Source organism: Pseudomonas fluorescens (assembly GCF_002022275.1).
Lineage (GTDB): Bacteria > Pseudomonadota > Gammaproteobacteria > Pseudomonadales > Pseudomonadaceae > Aquipseudomonas > Aquipseudomonas fluorescens_AJ.
The window spans coordinates 35,547-52,729 of the sequence record NZ_MSDF01000044.1 but is presented as its reverse complement, the minus strand read 5'-3'; the positions used below and the strand labels follow the sequence as shown (position 1 = coordinate 52,729).

The 17,183-nt window shown below is 60.4% G+C and carries 12 protein-coding genes; 6 read left to right on the top strand and 6 right to left on the bottom strand.

What is annotated here, in order from left to right; translation table 11 throughout:
• Window positions 1-50 precede the first annotated feature (50 nt).
• From glgB to BFW87_RS23830, 3 genes are all read right to left on the bottom strand, one after another.
• A complete protein-coding gene (gene glgB / locus BFW87_RS23840) occupies window positions 51-2,288 on the bottom strand; it encodes a 1,4-alpha-glucan branching protein GlgB (RefSeq protein ID WP_078742161.1) in 2,238 nt (745 codons plus the stop codon).
• Complete coding sequence (treS, locus tag BFW87_RS23835; RefSeq protein ID WP_078742160.1) at window positions 2,285-5,632, bottom strand: maltose alpha-D-glucosyltransferase; 3,348 nt, start codon at window positions 5,630-5,632, stop codon at window positions 2,285-2,287. The genes glgB and treS overlap by 4 nt, the downstream gene beginning before the upstream one ends.
• A gap of 155 nt (window positions 5,633-5,787) precedes the next feature.
• A complete protein-coding gene (locus BFW87_RS23830) occupies window positions 5,788-7,776 on the bottom strand; it encodes an alpha-1,4-glucan--maltose-1-phosphate maltosyltransferase (protein WP_078742159.1) in 1,989 nt (662 codons plus the stop codon).
• A 205-nt stretch (window positions 7,777-7,981) separates the two neighbouring features.
• Between BFW87_RS23830 and BFW87_RS32045 the strand changes: the two genes are divergently transcribed.
• Both BFW87_RS32045 and BFW87_RS32360 read left to right on the top strand, forming a co-directional pair.
• Window positions 7,982-8,137 (top strand): hypothetical protein, encoded by a 156-nt coding sequence (locus tag BFW87_RS32045; RefSeq protein ID WP_176159813.1) that lies wholly within the window; start codon window positions 7,982-7,984, stop codon window positions 8,135-8,137.
• 182 nt (window positions 8,138-8,319) lie between these two features.
• Window positions 8,320-9,603 (top strand): hypothetical protein, encoded by a 1,284-nt coding sequence (locus tag BFW87_RS32360; protein WP_254865938.1) that lies wholly within the window; start codon window positions 8,320-8,322, stop codon window positions 9,601-9,603.
• 33 nt (window positions 9,604-9,636) lie between these two features.
• Here the strand turns inward: BFW87_RS32360 and BFW87_RS23820 are convergent, their stop codons facing one another.
• A complete protein-coding gene (locus BFW87_RS23820; protein ID WP_078742158.1) occupies window positions 9,637-10,134 on the bottom strand; it encodes an MgtC/SapB family protein in 498 nt (165 codons plus the stop codon).
• Between the two features lie 120 nt (window positions 10,135-10,254).
• Between BFW87_RS23820 and BFW87_RS23815 the strand changes: the two genes are divergently transcribed.
• From BFW87_RS23815 to BFW87_RS23800, 4 genes are all read left to right on the top strand, one after another.
• Window positions 10,255-10,494, top strand: coding sequence for a DUF3203 family protein (locus BFW87_RS23815; RefSeq protein ID WP_078742157.1), 240 nt, complete (start codon window positions 10,255-10,257; stop codon window positions 10,492-10,494).
• A gap of 184 nt (window positions 10,495-10,678) precedes the next feature.
• The gene (ccoG, locus tag BFW87_RS23810) at window positions 10,679-12,088 is read left to right on the top strand and encodes a cytochrome c oxidase accessory protein CcoG (protein ID WP_078742156.1); all 1,410 of its coding nucleotides are present in this window, start codon (window positions 10,679-10,681) and stop codon (window positions 12,086-12,088) included.
• 156 nt (window positions 12,089-12,244) lie between these two features.
• Complete coding sequence (gene mapR, locus BFW87_RS23805) at window positions 12,245-13,654, top strand: GntR family transcriptional regulator MpaR (RefSeq protein WP_078742155.1); 1,410 nt, start codon at window positions 12,245-12,247, stop codon at window positions 13,652-13,654.
• A gap of 61 nt (window positions 13,655-13,715) precedes the next feature.
• Complete coding sequence (locus BFW87_RS23800; RefSeq protein WP_254865937.1) at window positions 13,716-14,180, top strand: hypothetical protein; 465 nt, start codon at window positions 13,716-13,718, stop codon at window positions 14,178-14,180.
• 12 nt (window positions 14,181-14,192) lie between these two features.
• Here BFW87_RS23800 and BFW87_RS23795 read toward each other — a convergent pair whose 3' ends face one another.
• Both BFW87_RS23795 and BFW87_RS23790 read right to left on the bottom strand, forming a co-directional pair.
• On the bottom strand, window positions 14,193-14,939 hold the full coding sequence (locus BFW87_RS23795; RefSeq protein WP_078742154.1) for an SDR family oxidoreductase: 747 nt from the start codon (window positions 14,937-14,939) through the stop codon (window positions 14,193-14,195).
• 54 nt (window positions 14,940-14,993) lie between these two features.
• Window positions 14,994-17,090 carry a putative bifunctional diguanylate cyclase/phosphodiesterase gene (locus tag BFW87_RS23790; RefSeq protein WP_078742153.1) on the bottom strand — a complete coding sequence of 699 codons (2,097 nt, stop codon included), beginning with the start codon at window positions 17,088-17,090 and terminating at the stop codon, window positions 14,994-14,996.
• Between the last annotated feature and the right edge of the window lie 93 nt (window positions 17,091-17,183).

The following is a 17,183-nucleotide window of genomic DNA, read 5'->3' as shown; positions in this document are numbered from 1 at the left end:
GTGGCACCCTGCCAGTAGCCCGGACAACAGAATCCAGCACGGTAGAGCCCTTAAAGCGCTTCGGGCCGAAGAATCAATACACCCAGGGGCGGCAGATTCAACGACAGCGACACCGGCTGCCCATGGCGGGGCTCATCAGCCGTGAACACCTCGCCACCGTTGCCGTAGTTGGAACCGGCGTACGTGTCGGCGTCACTGTTGATCACCTCGCTCCAGCGCCCGGCGAAAGGCACACCGACGGAATAAGCCTCACGCGGCACCGGGGTGAAGTTGGCCACCACCAGCACCGGCTTGCCGTCCTTGCTCCAGCGCAACCAAGCGTAGACGCTATTGATCGCATCGTCGCCAATCAGCCACTGAAAACCTTGCGGCGCATCATCCTGCTCATGCAGCGCAGGCTCCTCCCGGTACAGGCGGTTAAGGTCACCGACGAGTTTCTGCACGCCCCGGTGCTCGGGGTATTGCAGCAGGTACCAGTCCAGTTGCTGGTCATGGTTCCACTCGCGCCACTGGCCAAATTCGCAGCCCATGAACAGCAGCTTTTTGCCCGGGTGCATCCACATAAAGCTCAGGTAAGCGCGCAGGTTGGCGAACTTCTGCCAACGGTCACCGGGCATCTTGTCGATCAGCGAGTGTTTGCCGTGCACCACCTCATCATGGGAAATCGGCAAAATGAACCGCTCGGACCAGGCATACACCAGGCCAAAACTCAGCTCATTGTGATGATGGGCGCGGTACACCGGGTCCTGCTGGATGTAATGCAGGGAGTCGTGCATCCAGCCCATATTCCACTTGTAGTTGAACCCCAAACCGCCCTGTTGGGTCGGCTGGCTGACACCCGGCCACGCCGTGGATTCCTCGGCAATCACCAAAGCACCTGGCGCTTCCAGGGCAACCACGTCGTTCAAATGACGCAGGAAATCGATGGCTTCCAGGTTCTCGCGACCGCCATGGCGGTTGGGCACCCATTCGCCCGCCTTGCGGGAATAGTCGCGATACAGCATCGAGGCCACCGCATCCACGCGCAGGCCATCAATGTGGAAATGCTTGAGCCAGTGCAGCGCCGAAGCCAGCATGAAGCCGTGCACTTCCGTGCGGCCCAGGTTGTAGATCAGCGTGTCCCAGTCCTGATGGAAGCCTTCCAGCGGGTTGGCGTATTCGTACAGCGCGGTGCCGTCAAATTGTGCCAGGCCGTGGGTATCGGTCGGGAAATGCGCGGGCACCCAGTCCAGGATCACGCCAATGTTGGCCTGGTGCAGGGCGTTGATAAAGAAGCCGAAGTCTTCCGGCGAGCCAAACCGCGCGGTCGGCGCGAATTGTGACAACGCCTGGTAGCCCCAGGAGCCGCCAAACGGATGCTCCATGATCGGCATCAGCTCGATATGCGTGAAGCCCAGCTCCTGTACATACGGAATCAAGCGCTCGGCCAATTCGCGCCAGCCGTACTGGCGGGCGACTTCACCGGCCTCATCCAGCTCGCACTGCCACGAACCCACGTGCAGCTCGTAGATCGACAGCGGCGCGCTGGATTTTTGCCGCTCGGTACGCGACGCCATCCATTCGTGGTCTTGCCAGTCCACCTGCAAGGGCGCCGCGACTTTGGATGCGGTGTCCGGCGGCAGCTGGGTCGCCAGCGCCATGGGGTCGGCCTTGAGCGGCAGGATCCCGTTGGCACCGAGAATTTCGTACTTGTAGGCTGCACCTGCTTGCAGGCGTGGAATAAAGATCTCCCACACGCCGGACGGGTGCCGCAAACGCATCGGATGACGGCGGCCATCCCAGATATTGAAATCCCCCACCACCGAAACACGTCGGGCATTCGGCGCCCACACGGCAAAACGCACGCCGTCTACGCCATCGACGCTGGTGACTTGCGCCCCCAGGCAACTGCTGAGGTCACGGTGGTTACCTTCAGCAAACAGGTACAGGTCCATCTCGCCCAGCAACAATTGATTGAAGCTGTACGGGTCTTCGGTGATCTGCTCGCCACCGGCCCACTGGATTTTCAGCAGGTAACCCTGGCGCGTCGTGAAGTGCCCGACAAACAAGCCCGGCACCTGCGTGGCATCGAGGCTGCCGATGTGTTCACCGCTGTCGCGCGCCAGTACCTGGACGCTCAAGGCCTCCGGCAGGAATGCACGGATAAACTGGCCGCCGTGTTCATCGTCGTGCGGCCCAAGGATCGAGAATGGGTCGTGGTGTTCCGCGCGGACCAAGGCTTCGACGTCTTTCGGCGCCGGCATTGCAGTCAACTTCGCGTGCAGCGGTTCTTTATTTGTAAAGCTCATGACGTCTCCCCACCGCGTGCAGTTTTCGATATAGGTATGAGCCCGCTGAGCAGGCCGTGCAAACCTTGCAACGGCACCGGCAACCAGGTCGGGCGATTTTCCGCTTCGTAAGCCACTTCGTACGCGGCCTTCTCCAGGCTGAACAACGCCAGCGCTGCGTCCTGGCCTTTGGCATCCTGCCAGTCATGCGCCAGTGTAGACGTAGCTTGATGATAAGCCTGGATAAATGCCTGGCGCGCTTCACTCAAATAACGGTCGGTCACCCGCTTGCGCGCAGTGTCCGCTTCGGGCGAGTGATCCACCCCTTGCACATTCAGCGCCATGGCGGCTGCGTAATCAAACGAGCGCAGCACACCACTCACATCTTTATACGGGCTGTGCTTGCCGCGCCGCTCGTGCAGAGGCCGCGCCGGCTCACCTTCAAAGTCGATCAAAAACGCATCGCCCTTGACCACCAGCACCTGCCCCAGGTGCAAGTCACCGTGGACACGAATCCGCAAGCCGCCCGCCGTGGCTTTCGCCAGGGCCTGGACATGACTGCCGATGACCTTTTTCTGCGCCAGTAACTCACTGACCAACGCCTGATCGGCGGGGTTCAACCGGTCTTGATGAAGTTTTAGTAATTGCAGGGCGCGGTCGATCTGCGCGCCCACATCCTTGGCCCAGGCTTGCGTGTCCTTCGCTGTGGTGGCTTCGGGTTTGAAGTCTTTGTTGGCGGTTTTCGCCGCCAACGCAACATGCATTTCGCCCAGGCGCTGGCCGAGCAAGCCGGCAAAATCCTGCAGCTCGCCGAGGGCGTTGTAGTGCTGTTCCTGTTCCGACATGGCCTCGGCCAGCTCGTCGCGAATCGCCCGCTCCAGGCTGTTTTGCGTCCAGGCCCAGGCATCGCCCTGGTTGCTCAAATAGCCTTGGGCAATCATCAGCAGGTTGTCCTGCCCTTCCCCGTCGCGGCGAATCATCGAGCCCAGCAGCGGCGAGATATTCGGGTAACCGGCTTCAGTCAGGTAAGCGCTCATTTCCAACTCAGGATGCACCCCCGCGCTGACTTTACGAATCAGTTTAAGCACCAGGCTCTCACCCACCACCACCGAGCTGTTGGACTGCTCGGCGGACAGGTAGCGCACCTCCGACTCGTCGCTCAGTTGCAGTTTGGCCAAGTGCGGCGTGGCTTCAAAACGCAGGTCACCTTCGCTGGAGTTCAGCACCGTACCGGCCTGCAGGCCGTGGATGACCGCGCGAATAAAATGCTCAAGGCTGAACGCATCGGTGACCAACCCGACCTGTCGCGTGCGGCGTACGCGGGCCAGTGCCAGCTGTTGCGGCAAGGCACTGGTGAATTGGTCTTCGCCCAAAAAGCCGAACGGCAGCTGGTAGCGGCTGACCTGGCCAGCGCTGGTCACGTCAATTTCGCTGAGCAGCACCGGATGCTCCGGGTCGCCAAACCTCACGCCATAGGCGATATGCACCTTGTCGATGGCCGTGTCCTTGCCGGCGAACCAGCGCCGCTTGGGCAGCCAGGCGGGCAGCGAGGTTTGTTCCAGAGTAGTGCGGCCCGGTTCTTCGAGTAACTCTTCCATGCGTTTTTTCAGCACCAGGGTGGTGAAGTCCGGAATGCTTTGCGCCGGCTCCACATGCCAGCTTGGCATCTGGTTTTCCGCCGCCAGCACAAACCAATAGAAGCCATACGGCGCCAGGGTCAGCAGGAAATTCAGCTGACCAATCGGCGGGAAGGCATTCCCGCCGAGCATCTCGACCGGGACCATTCCGGCAAATGCCGACAGGTCCAGCTCAGCCGCCTGGGCACTGCGCGACACGTTGGCCACGCACAGAATGATTTCATTGCGCCCGTCGTCGCCGGTGAATTCCCGGGTGTAAGCCAAAATGCGCCGGTTGCTCGGCGAGAGCATTTTCAGGCTGCCCCGGCCAAAGGCCTTGGACTGCTTGCGCACCGCGAGCATGCGCCGGGTCCAGTTCAGCAGCGAATGCGGGTCCTGGGTCTGGGTTTCAACGTTCACCGACTGGTAGCCGTACAGCGGGTCCATGATCGGCGGCAACACCAGGCTGGCCGGGTCGGCGCGAGAGAAACCGCCATTGCGGTCGATGGACCACTGCATCGGCGTGCGCACACCGTCGCGGTCGCCCAGGTAGATGTTGTCGCCCATGCCGATCTCATCGCCGTAATACAACGTCGGCGTGCCCGGCATCGACAGCAACAGACTGTTGAGCAATTCCACGCGGCGACGGTCGCGCTCCATCAGCGGCGCCAAGCGACGGCGAATGCCCAGGTTGATCCGCGCGCGGCGGTCAGCGGCGTAGTAGTTCCACAGGTAATCGCGTTCTTTGTCAGTGACCATTTCCAGGGTCAATTCATCGTGGTTGCGCAGGAAGATCGCCCATTGGCAATTCGCCGGAATCTCCGGAGTCTGGCGCAAAATATCGGTGATCGGGAAGCGATCTTCCTGGGCCAGCGCCATGTACATGCGCGGCATCAGTGGGAAGTGGAAGGCCATGTGGCACTCATCACCGTCATCGCCTTTTTTGTCACCGAAGTAGAGCTGCGTGTCTTCCGGCCATTGGTTGGCTTCGGCCAGCAGCATACGGTCGGGGTAATGCGCGTCGATCTCGGCGCGGATCTGCTTGAGGACGTCGTGGGTCTCCGGGAGGTTCTCGTTGTTGGTGCCATCGCGCTCGATCAGGTACGGGATGGCGTCCAGGCGCAGGCCGTCGATGCCCATGTCCAGCCAAAAACGCATCACCGACAGCACCGCTTTCATCACTTGCGGGTTGTCGAAATTGAGGTCCGGCTGGTGGGAATAGAAGCGGTGCCAGAAGTATTGGCCGGCGACCGGGTCCCAGGTCCAGTTGGATTTCTCGGTGTCGAGAAAGATGATGCGCGTGCCGTCGTATTTCTGGTCGTCATCGGACCACACGTAGAAATCCCGCGCCGCCGAGCCCGGCTTGGCCTTGCGCGCGCGCTGGAACCACGGGTGCTGGTCGGAGGTGTGGTTGATCACCAGCTCAGTGATCACCCGCAGCCCGCGCTTGTGGGCTTCGGCGATAAAGCGCTTGGCGTCGGCCATGGTGCCGTAGTCGCTGTGCACGCCACGGTATTCGGCGATGTCATAGCCGTCGTCGCGCCGTGGCGAGGGGTAAAACGGCAGCAACCAGATGGTGTTCACACCCAGGTCGGCGATGTAGTCGAGCTTGGCGATCAGGCCGGGAAAGTCGCCGATACCGTCGTTGTTGGAGTCGAAATAGGATTTTACGTGGACTTGGTAGATCACCGCGTCCTTGTACCAGAGCGGGTCTTTGATAAACGTCGCAGCGTTGGGTTTCTTCGCCATTGGAAACTCCTGGAAATGCTGGAAAAACCGCCGAGACAATCGCGGTTAATGTGGGAGCTGGCTTGCCTGCGATGGCGGTGAATGCGCCACCGCCTGCGGTGCTGACGGACCGCTATCGCAGGCAAGCCAGCTCCCACAGTTGATCTTCACCGGGCCTAAGAAACAGTGATTCGCCAGATGCCAAACGGGGTATGGGGCTCAAGCCGCATCCACTGGGACTTGCCGTACCAGGTCCAGCGGTGGCCATTCATCAGGTCTTCGCCCTGGGTCTGGGCATCGTCGGGCAGGCCCAGCTCCCACAATGGCAGCTCAAAATGAGCCTCCTGGGCGTTGAACGGGTCGAGGTTGACGGCCACCAGAATAAAATTACTGCCGTCCTCACTGCGCTTGCCGAAGTACAGGATGTTGTCGTTCCAGGCGTTGTAGAGCTTCAAGCCCAGATGGGTCTGTAACGCTGGGTTTTGCCGGCGGATGCGGTTGAGCTGGGCGATTTCAGCAATGATGTTGCCGGGCGCGGTGAAGTCTCTTACACGGATTTCGTACTTCTCCGAGTCAAGGTATTCCTCCTTGCCCGGCACCGGCGCGGCCTCGCACAGTTCAAAACCCGAATACATGCCCCACAGGCCCGAGCCCATGGTGGCCAGCGCCGCGCGGATCAAAAATCCAGGGCGCCCGGATTCGTGCAGGAACGGCGGGTTGATATCCGGCGTATTCACGAAAAAGTTCGGGCGATAACACTCGCGCCACGGCGACTCGTTCAACTGGGCCAGGTATTCACTCAGCTCAGCCTTGGTGTTGCGCCAGGTGAAATAGGTGTAGCTCTGGGAATAACCGACCTTGCCCAGGCGCGCCATCATGGCCGGCGTGGTAAAGGCTTCCGCGAGAAAAATCACCTCGGGGTATTTGGCCCGCACATCGCTGATCAGCCATTGCCAGAACGGCAGTGGCTTGGTGTGAGGGTTATCCACGCGAAAGGTCTTCACGCCCTCCTCGACCCAGCCCACCACGATGTCGCGCAGTTCGGTCCACAGGCTCGGGATCGAGTCAGCTGCATAAAAATCGACGTTAACGATGTCCTGATATTTCTTCGGCGGGTTTTCCGCGTACTTGATCGTGCCGTCCGGGCGCCAGTTGAACCAGCCCGGGTGCTGTTTGAGCCACGGGTGGTCCTGGGAACACTGGATGGCGAAGTCCAGGGCGATTTCCAGGCCGTGGTCGGCCGCCGCCTTGACCAGACGCCGAAAGTCGTCACGCGAGCCCAGCTGCGGATGGATGGCCTCATGGCCGCCCTCCTCGCTGCCGATCGCGTACGGGCTGCCCGGGTCATCCGGGCCTGCGGTCAGCGAATTGTTCGGGCCCTTGCGATGGCTGCGACCGATCGGGTGGATCGGCGGGAAGTACAGCACATCAAAACCCATGTCATGAATCATCGACAGCCGCGAGTGCACGTCATTAAACGTACCGTGGCGAGCCGGATCGTCGGTGATCGAGCGGGGAAACAGCTCGTACCAGCTGGCAAACTGCGCAGCTTCACGCTCCACGTCAATCGGGTAGACCGTGCTGATGCTCAAGTAAGCGCGGTGATCGGCCTGGGTCATCAGGTGTGCACTGTCTTCGTGCAGGAACAACGCCACCTGCTCGGTTTCCAGCAACCCGGAGAGCTCGTGGTGCAGCAGCATCAAGCGGTCACGCAGCTCATTGTCACTGCGCTCGGCAGCCTGCAGCACCAGACTGCGGCCCTCCTGCAATTCGAGGCTGACCGGCACACCGGCCTCGTGCTTTTTGCGCAATTCATAACCGAAGCTGGCGAAGGTATCGATCCAGGCTTCGATGCAATATTCATGGGGGCCTTGAGTGGTGACGGTAAATGCGCCTTCCCAGCCATTGTTGCCCACGTCGGCCATTACCACGCTGTGCCAGCTTTCATCCTCCAGCGGGCGCCAGCGAATCAGTACGGCGAGCTTGTCATGGCCATCGGCGAACACCTTGCTGGTGACGTTGATTTGCTGGCCCACCACGGCTTTCACGGCGAATTCGCCACCGTCAATCACGGGCGTGGTGCTTTCAATCGCGATCCTGGGCAGCAGCAGCGCCTGGGACAGCGGCAATCTGGAGTTGTCTGGAGTCAGTGTTTCAGCAGTCATCGAGCATCTTCCCCTTACGCCCTGTGGACGCTCTTTGCTTGATCCGAATTCTGATGCGGCAGCGCTCTCCCTGAGCAGGGCCGTAATAGGTCCGAGCCTGCCCCCGGGTTAAAAGTTCAGGTGGATGTACGGCCATCCGGCGGGGGAATCTATTTACCCGCCCGGCTGTCCACCGATAGAGCAAAGCACAAAGGAGGCCACACCGATGAATATCCCGATCCCGGCTGAAACACCCGATCCGAATATCGACAACCCGACCCTGCCACCGACTGAGCCCGAGCCGGTTCCGGAGAAGGAACCGCCTGAGAACGTGCCGCCTGTGGAGGAACCGCCGACGACCATGCCGCCGGTGATTGTCTGAAATAGACCTGACTTGCCCGCAACCACCGATTTGCGGGCAAGCACTACAGAAACGTCCTACCAGCGCAAAAGAGAGCTCTTAGATCCATGCAGGGCTCGTTATCAGAGAATCAACTCGCGCGGACCCCAAGCCGGCACTTCACTTGACAGGGTCCTCTTTCAAACACGCTGCGAGTATTGATCATGTCGATAACACCTTTGTCTGCTCCGCCGTTCATCCCGCAATTGCCAGGCAATTCGTCAAAAAAACCGTCAGACACAAATCCGCCTTCGCCTCCTCACGATCAAGCGCCGCGCACCTTCGCAGGCAACGAAAAGGTGAATGCCGCACCTGATACCGGGCCCTCGGCAGAGGTCCAGACAAAAATTGATAAAATCTCCACCCTGCTTGAGCGTAACAATGTCATTCAGATGATGAGCACGCCAAACGCCCGGGAGACCCGCCAGAACCTGAAAGAGATCCGCGAGTTGCTGAGCGAGGACTCGCTCAAGACACTGACGTCCAACCCCAGGGAACTGGCAAAGCTGAAGCACGATATCGGCCAGGGGCTGAACGAGAAAAACATGCGGAGTCTGCAACGTGAGGCGGCCGTCGGACCAAACCCTGAACAGTTCCATCACCACCTGTCCAATACCGATCAGGACGTACCCTGGCGCGGCGCGCAGCAAATGCAGGCCGAGCAACGCAAGGAAGACCACAGGATCAACCAGCGTGCCCGCCTTAGCGATCCACTGTGCAAGCACCTGGTCTCCATTGGCGAACCCTATCGGCCACCCGAGCCTGAAACCACACCGGCTACCGCTGCGGTCGAGCCGGACAAGGGCACTGCAGCAGACAATAAAAAACCTGAAAGTACCCTTGCATCAGGTCCAAAATCAGCGCCTCAGATTCAAACCGCTGACAACGCCCAGAAGCCCGGCGAACTCCACCCGACCCTCAAAAAAATCGACGAATTGATCAGCCGGGAAAGTCTCGTGAATATCCTGCGCGACCCGGACTCCGCGCAAAGCCTGCAGCGTGTTGAAGAACTCAAGGGGCTGCTGAACGAGGAATCACTTAATGCCTGGACCCGAGACTCGAGCCTGCAGGAAAAGCTCAAGGCGAGGGTCCGACAGGTCATTTCCGGGGAAAATCTCGACACACTAAGACGCGAAGCTGGCATCGCTGCACCCGGAACATCAGCGGGCGCCGGCGATGCCAAGGGTTCCGACGCAGCCAGCGAGAGAATCAAGAGAATTGGCGAACTGATTGCCCCGGACGCCATCCTGCGCAGACTGCGCGAGCCCGGCTCTGCCGAAAACATTCAGCAAAACAGGGAGCTCGAAGAATTGCTGAGCGAGGACTCACTCAAAGCCCTCGCAGACAAACCGAACGAGCTGGCCGAACTGAAAAAACAAATCGAGCAACTGGCCAGCGCCAATTATATTCAGGCCCTGCACAATGACCTGAGCCACGCCGTCGCCTGAAAAGTATGAGAGACAGACGCCACAACAGTGAGCTCATACCTCTTTCTCCAGTCGCTTGACGATCCACGGCATTACGCTGAACACCGCCAGCGCCAGCAAGGTGCTGAGCACGGCCGTCGATTCACGCCCCATACCCGCTGCCACCCCAATGGCAGCGGTCATCCACAAGCCGGCAGCGGTGGTCAGGCCTTTGACGTGCTGGCCCTCCTCGTCTTCCTTGCCCTTCAGAATCGTCCCCGCGCCCAGAAACCCGATCCCCGCAATCACCCCTTGCAGCACACGGCTCATGGCATCCGCCTGGCTGCCGGACATCTGCGGCACCAGCACGAACAATGCAGCGCCCATCGCCACCAGCATATGGGTACGTACCCCGGCGGCCTTGCCTTTGTGCTCTCGCTCAAACCCCAGAATGCCGCCCAGCGTTGCTGCGATCAGCAGGCGTACAGTGATTTGGGTGAGCTGTTTGGCATCACCAATGTCGGCGAACTCGGCTTGCAGGGTTTGCCAGACTTCATGCCACCAGGCGTCCATGGACAGAGTCCTTTTTAATTGTTGGTAAAGGATGGACAGCGGCAACCGCCAGTCAGTTGCCTGGAACCCTCACCACGGCGGTAAACCTAATGCCCATCAGCCTATAAAAGGTAGATCACCATGCCATTACGTATCGAAAACACGACCTGTTACTTCAAGATCGCCGATGACGGGCAGGAGCAGAGCGTTCCCGCCACCCAGGTCACGGTCAGCACCGACAGCGCCAAATCCATGTCATTTGTCGAGCTCAACGGCGAGCGGATCTATATCACCGAAGCCGAGGCCGACGCATTGACCGTCGCGGGTGCCGAGGATGGGCGTAAACATTTGAAAGCGACCGACAGTGATTCGGTGATTTGACTGATCTGTATCAGCCCCTGCCAAAAACAGCTGCACCCCAGACTCCAAGGGGTGCAGCACATTGTCGCAGGGCTGGCAGCCAGCCCCATCTGATCCGCTTTTTATCGCAATAGCTGAGCCTGTTATGCAAACAGCTCGACGCTCATAGTTCATCGGCCTGATGGAGGCTGATGAGCGAACGACCATGAGCGAAAGAATCCCAACCGTGGAAACCTTTGAGCCCAGCCACCCAAAGAAGGTGAAGGCCAAACCCGGCGACAACCTGATCCATACCCGCAGCTTTACCGGCCTGTTTCGGACCTTGCGCCTGAGCGGCGCGGCTGTGCTGTTCCTGGCCTTCTTCGGCACCGTGTGGCTGAACTGGAGTGAGCGCCAAGCCGTGCTGTGGGACCTGGCCGAAAGCAAATTCCATATCTTCGGCGCGACCTTCTGGCCCCAGGATTTCATTTTGCTTTCGGCGCTGCTGATCATCTGCGCCTTCGGCCTGTTTGCGATAACCGTGTTTGCGGGCCGCGTGTGGTGTGGCTACACCTGCCCGCAAAGCTCGTTTACCTGGCTGTTCATGTGGTGTGAGAAGGTCACTGAAGGCGAACGCAACCAGCGCATCAAGCTGCAAGCGGCGCCCTGGAGCCTGAACAAACTGGCGCGGCGCTCCGCCAAGCACGGCTTGTGGCTCGGTATCAGCGTGCTGACCGGGCTGACCTTTGTCGGCTACTTCACGCCGATTCGCCCATTGGCAGTTGAACTGCTGACCTGGCAAATGGGCGGCGTGAGCCTGTTTTGGGTGCTGTTCTTCACCGCGGCCACCTACCTCAATGCCGGCTGGCTGCGTGAAGCCGTGTGCATGCACATGTGCCCGTATGCGCGCTTCCAGAGCGTGATGTTCGACAAGGACACCCTGACCATTTCCTACGATGCCGCGCGTGGCGAGCAACGGGGCCCGCGCAAACGCGAGGTCCAGCCTGCACACGTTGGCCTGGGTGATTGCATCGACTGCCAACTGTGCGTGCAGGTCTGCCCGACCGGCATCGATATCCGTGACGGTCTGCAAATGGAATGTATCGGTTGCGCGGCCTGCATCGACGCCTGTGATTCGATCATGGACAAAATGGGCTATGCCCGTGGCCTGGTGAGCTACACCAGCGAGCATCAACTGCAAGGCGGCAAGACTCACCTGCTCAGGCCGCGGCTGATCGGCTACAGTGCCGTGCTGCTGGTGATGATTGCCGCACTGGGGGTGGCCTTGGTGGAACGGCCGATGGTCTCGCTCGACGTGACCAAGGACCGTGGCCTGTTCCGTGAAAATAGCCAGGGCTTGATCGAAAACATCTACAGTTTGAAAGTCATCAACAAAACCCAGCAGCGCCAGGACTACCGCCTGGAACTGGTGGACGGCGACGGCTTCCAGCTGCAGGGCCCAACCGTGATCAGCCTGGCGCCCGGGGAAATCAGCGATGTGCCGATGTCGGTGACGTTGCTGGCGGAAACACCGGCGAGCAGCTCGCAGACGATTCGTTTCAAGGTGTCGGAGGTGGACGAACCGTGGATTTTCAGTGCTGCCGATAGCCGCTTTGTGGCGCCGCTGAACCGTTGAGACCTCACTCACAAAAGAGATCAAGTGTGGGAGCTGGCTTGCCTGCGATAGCGGTGAGCCTGCTGATACATCTGGAAGCTGACACTCCGCCATCGCAGGCAAGCCAGCTCCCACATTTTGCCCTGCGTACCTATCAAGAACGTTAATCAGGCCACCATGAAACGCTACGAAAAATTCGCCGATGACATCGCAGAACTGGTCCGCTCCGGCGTCCTGGGTCCCGGGCAACGTGTGCCGTCGGTGCGCTATGCCAGCCAGACGTATGGCGTCAGCCCGTCCACGGTATTCCAGGCGTATTACCTGCTGGAGCGTCGCGGCCTGATCCGCGCGCGCCCGCGTTCCGGCTACTTCGTCAACGCCCACACGCCCAGCCCGTTTTCCGAGCCGGTGGTGAGCGAGCAGGTGCATGAGTCCACCGAAGTCGATGTGAGTGAGCTGGTGTTTTCCGTGCTCGACTCAATCAAGGACCCCAACACCGTCCCTTTCGGCTCGGCCTTCCCCAGCCCGATGCTGTTTCCGTTGCCGCGCCTGGCCCGCTCGCTGGCCAGCGCCAGCCGTGAGATGGATCCGCGCCTGGTGGTCACCGACATGTCGCCGGGCAACCCGCAACTGCGCCGGCAAATCGCCTTGCGGTACATGGTCGGCGGCTTGATGTTGCCCATGGAAGAGCTGCTGATCACCAACGGCGCGCTGGAGGCCCTGAACCTGTGCCTGCAAGCAGTGACCGAGCCGGGCGACCTGGTCGCCATTGAAGCCCCGGCGTTTTATGCCTGCCTGCAAGTGCTGGAGCGCTTGAAGCTCAAGGCGGTGGAAATCCCTGTGCACCCGCGCGATGGCATCGACCTAAACGCCTTGGCGCAAAGCCTTGAGCGCTACCCGATAAAGGCCTGCTGGACCATGACCAGCTTCCAGAACCCCATGGGAGCGACGCTGCCGGAGGCAAAGAAACAGGCTTTGGTAGAACTGCTGCGCAGCCATCAGGTGCCATTGATCGAAGACGACGTTTACGCAGAACTGTATTACGGGCAACAAGCGCCCAAGCCGGCAAAGGCATTCGACACTGAAGGGCTGGTCATGCATTGCGGCTCTTTTGCCAAAAGCCTGGCGCCGGGTTACCGCGTCGGCTGGGTCGCGGCGGGGCGCTTCGCGCAGAAGGTCGAACGGTTGAAATTGATGACCTCGCTGTGCCCCTCGATGCCGGCCCAGGCAGCCATTGCCGACTATCTGCAACACGGCGGATACGACCGGCACTTGCGCAAATTGCGTTATGCACTGGAGGAGCAGCAAAGCGCCATGCTGGCGGCCATCGCCCGTTATTTCCCGACACAGACGCGGGTCAGCCAGCCCGCTGGCGGGTATTTTCTGTGGCTGGAACTGCCGGAACAGACCGACTCGCTGAAGCTGTTCCAGATGGCCCTGGCACAGGGCATCAGCATCGCGCCGGGGCCGATTTTTTCGGCGACCCAACGCTTCAGAAATTGTATTCGTTTGAACTATGGCAGCCCGTGGACCGAAACCTCGGAGAAGGCGATGGAAACATTGGGGCGCATTGTTCGCTCGTTCTGATCCGGAACTCGGCGTGGGGGCTAACCACCCACCCCACATTCAATAACCTGCAGGTTCCCCCATGTGTACATCTGTCACTTCCAGCCTCCTGAGGCTGCCCATCCCACCTCACTACATGCGCACGGCCGAGCAGCGCCAAGTGCGCGAGATGACCGGGCCGACTGGCCGCTCTCCGATTGATCAACGCCCGGCCGACAGAATCATCCAGCAGAGCGCCGTCACAAGACGCTTTCTGGAAGGCCGCGATTACTATGAAGTAGGTGACGAACTCAAGCTGCAGGTCGGTGACTGGACGGAGGCCACCCCGGACCCGAAAGCCCGGGCCGACGCGGCCTACCATTTGGACAAGGTGCTGCGGTTTATCGACAACGTAGACGATCGGAGCCTGAGAGAAAGCCATAGCCGCAATGGCCATATCGATGGTTTCTACAACGACGGCTATGGCACGGTTGATAACTCGGAAGCCAGCCTGCTCAAGGAATTTTCGCGCAAGGGCTACAAGGTCTTGCGCTATCTGCCGACCTGATCGTTCGGCGCCTCAGCGGCCACCGCCCAGATCGAGGAAGGTACCCGTGGTGTAGGACGCCTTGTCCGACAGCAACCAGATAATCGCCTCGGCCACTTCATCCGGGCGCCCGCCGCGCGCCATGGGGATTCCGGATTCGAGCTTGCTGACCCGGTCCGGATCGCCGCTCAGGGCATGGAAGTCGGTAAAGATGTACCCCGGGCGCACCGCATTCACGCGAATGCCCTCGCCCGCGACCTCTTTGGACAAGCCAATGGTGAAGGTATCCAGCGCGCCCTTGGAGGCCGCGTAATCAACGTACTCGCCCGGCGAGCCGAGACGCGCCGCCACCGACGACACGTTGACGATGCTGCCGCCCTGCCCGCCATGCTTGGGCGACATGCGCAGCACTGCATGCTTGGCACACAGGATCGGGCCGAGCACGTTGGTTTTCAGGATCTTCAGGATGCGGAACTCGGACATCTCGTCCACCCGTGACTTATGCCCCACGGTACCCGCGTTGTTGACCAGCGCAGTGACGCGGCCCAGCTCTGCGTCAACGCGGCTGAACAGTGCGACCACTTCATCTTCAATGCTGACATCAGCCCGGACGGCGATCGCCTGCGCCCCCAGGCCGCGAACCTGCTCCAGAACGCGATGCGCGGCCGCTTCGTCGGACTGATAGTTGATGCAAATGCGATAGCCCTGGCGTGCAGCCAGCAATGCCGTCTCGGCGCCAATCCCGCGGCTGCCCCCAGTGATGATGACGACTTTGTCCATGCGTACGGTCTCCTGATCCAACCTTGAATTTAGGGTTGGATCCAAGAATACCCGTCACGCCCGGCTTTTGTCAGCGGTCGCGGACACTTCGGCACGCCTGATATCGGCCATGAATCCATCGGCCGGCAACGGGTGGCCCAACAAGTAACCCTGCAGGGAGTTGCAGCCCAGGCGAGTGAGGAAACTCTGTTGCACGTCGGTTTCCACACCTTCAGCGACGATCCGCAGCCCCAGGGCCTGGCCGAGGGCGACAATCGCCGAGACGATGGCAGCATCGTCGCTGTCGTGCTCCAGGTCGCGGACGAACCCGCGGTCGATCTTCAGCTCGTTGGCGGGCAAGCGTTTGAGGTACATCAGGCTTGAATAGCCAGTGCCGAAGTCATCAATCGACAAATCCACGCCCATGTCCGAGAGCTGCTGCAACACCGTCATGCTCGCATCGGCATCGCTCATCGCAGTGGTTTCAGTGATTTCAAGGGTCAGGCTGTTGGCGGGCAACCGATGACGCTCCAGCGCGGCAGCCACGCTGTTGACCAGCCCGGCATGACAGAACTGCAGCGCCGACAAATTCACCGCGATGCGCCAGTCTTCATAGCCCTCGGCATACCACAGTGCCATTTGGCGGCAGGCTTCGTTAAGCACCCACTCGCCGATCGGAATGATCAAGCCGGTTTTCTCGGCGAGTTCGATAAAGGTCGCCGGTAATAGCAGGCCCTGCAGCGGGTGCTCCCAGCGCAGCAAGGCCTCGGCGCCGACCGCAATGCCACTGGCGGCATCAAACTTGGGCTGGTAGTACAGCCGGAACTGCCCCTGTTCCACAGCGTTGCGCAAATCCTGCAGCAACTGCAGCTGTTTGCGCGCGTTGGTATTCATCGACACATCAAAGAAGCTGTAACCGTTTTTGCCCATGCCCTTGGCGTGGTACATCGCCGCGTCGGCATTCATCAACAGTTCCTGAGGGTTATTGCCGTTGCCCGGGAACATCGCGATGCCAATGCTGGCGGAGATTTTCAGCTCATGCTCGGCGACCTTGAACGCACGGTTGATCAACCCAACCTGACGTTCAGCCAGGCCCATGGCATCGTCCGGCTGGGTCAATTGCACCAGCAGCACAAACTCGTCCCCGCCGATACGCGCCAGGGTGTCGTGACTGCGCAGGTCTTCGCGCAGCCGCAGGCCGACTTCGCGCAGCAACTGGTCGCCCATATGATGGCCAAACGCGTCGTTGACCGGTTTAAAACCGTCCAGGTCGATAAACATCAGGGCAAAGCAGCCGCCTTGCTCCTTCACGGCCTGTATGGCCTGTTGAATACGGTCGGCAAGCAAGGTGCGATTGGGCAAGCCGGTGAGCATGTCATGCAGGGCCAGATGGGTCAGCTCCTGATTGGCCAGGGTCAATGAGTCCGCCAGCACCGCCGTGCGCGCTTCGAGGCGGGCGTCGAGTAATGAGGTCAACAGTGCGATGACCAGCACGGCGAGCGAGGTCACCAGCACCAGATTATCCAGGCCTTTTCCGCTCAAGCCGGTCAGCGCCGCACCGCAAAAACTGTCATCGGCAAACTGCGCCGCCGCCATTCCCGTGTAGTGCATGCCGACGATAGCGATGCCCATCACCACCGCCGCCCCGCCCCGCGCAAGGCGCACGTAGGGAGTGTTGCGGCGCAGGTTGAAGGCGATCCATAGCGCAGCGCCGGAGGCCACCACCGCGATCAGCAATGAGGCGCCAAACAACGTGGGGTCGTAGTCGATGCCTGGGGTCATGCGCATCGCGGCCATGCCGGTGTAGTGCATGCTGCTGATGCCCGCCCCCATGATCAGCGCGCCGAACCCCAGTTGCCACGCAGGCAGGCGCGGCTGGCTGACCAGCCACAACGCAAAGCCGCACGACAACACTGCGATCAGCAACGACAGCGCGGTAATGCCTAGGTCAAACCCGAGGGCAAACGGCAGGCGCAAGGCCAACATGCCGATAAAGTGCATGGACCACACACCGACCCCCATGGCCAACGCACCGCCGCTTATCCACCCGTACACGGCGCGGCCCTTGGTTGTCGCAATACGGCCGGCCAAGTCCAGCGCGGTATAGGAAGCCAGGATCGCGACGAAGAGCGAAATCACGACCAGGGAGGGGGAATAACTACCGATCAGCATGGAATTTCTCGAAACTGACGGGCTTGAGACGCCCGTGCCAGGTGGCAAAGCGGGCGATTGTAGCGAGATTAAATCTTGGGCAGTTGATTAATT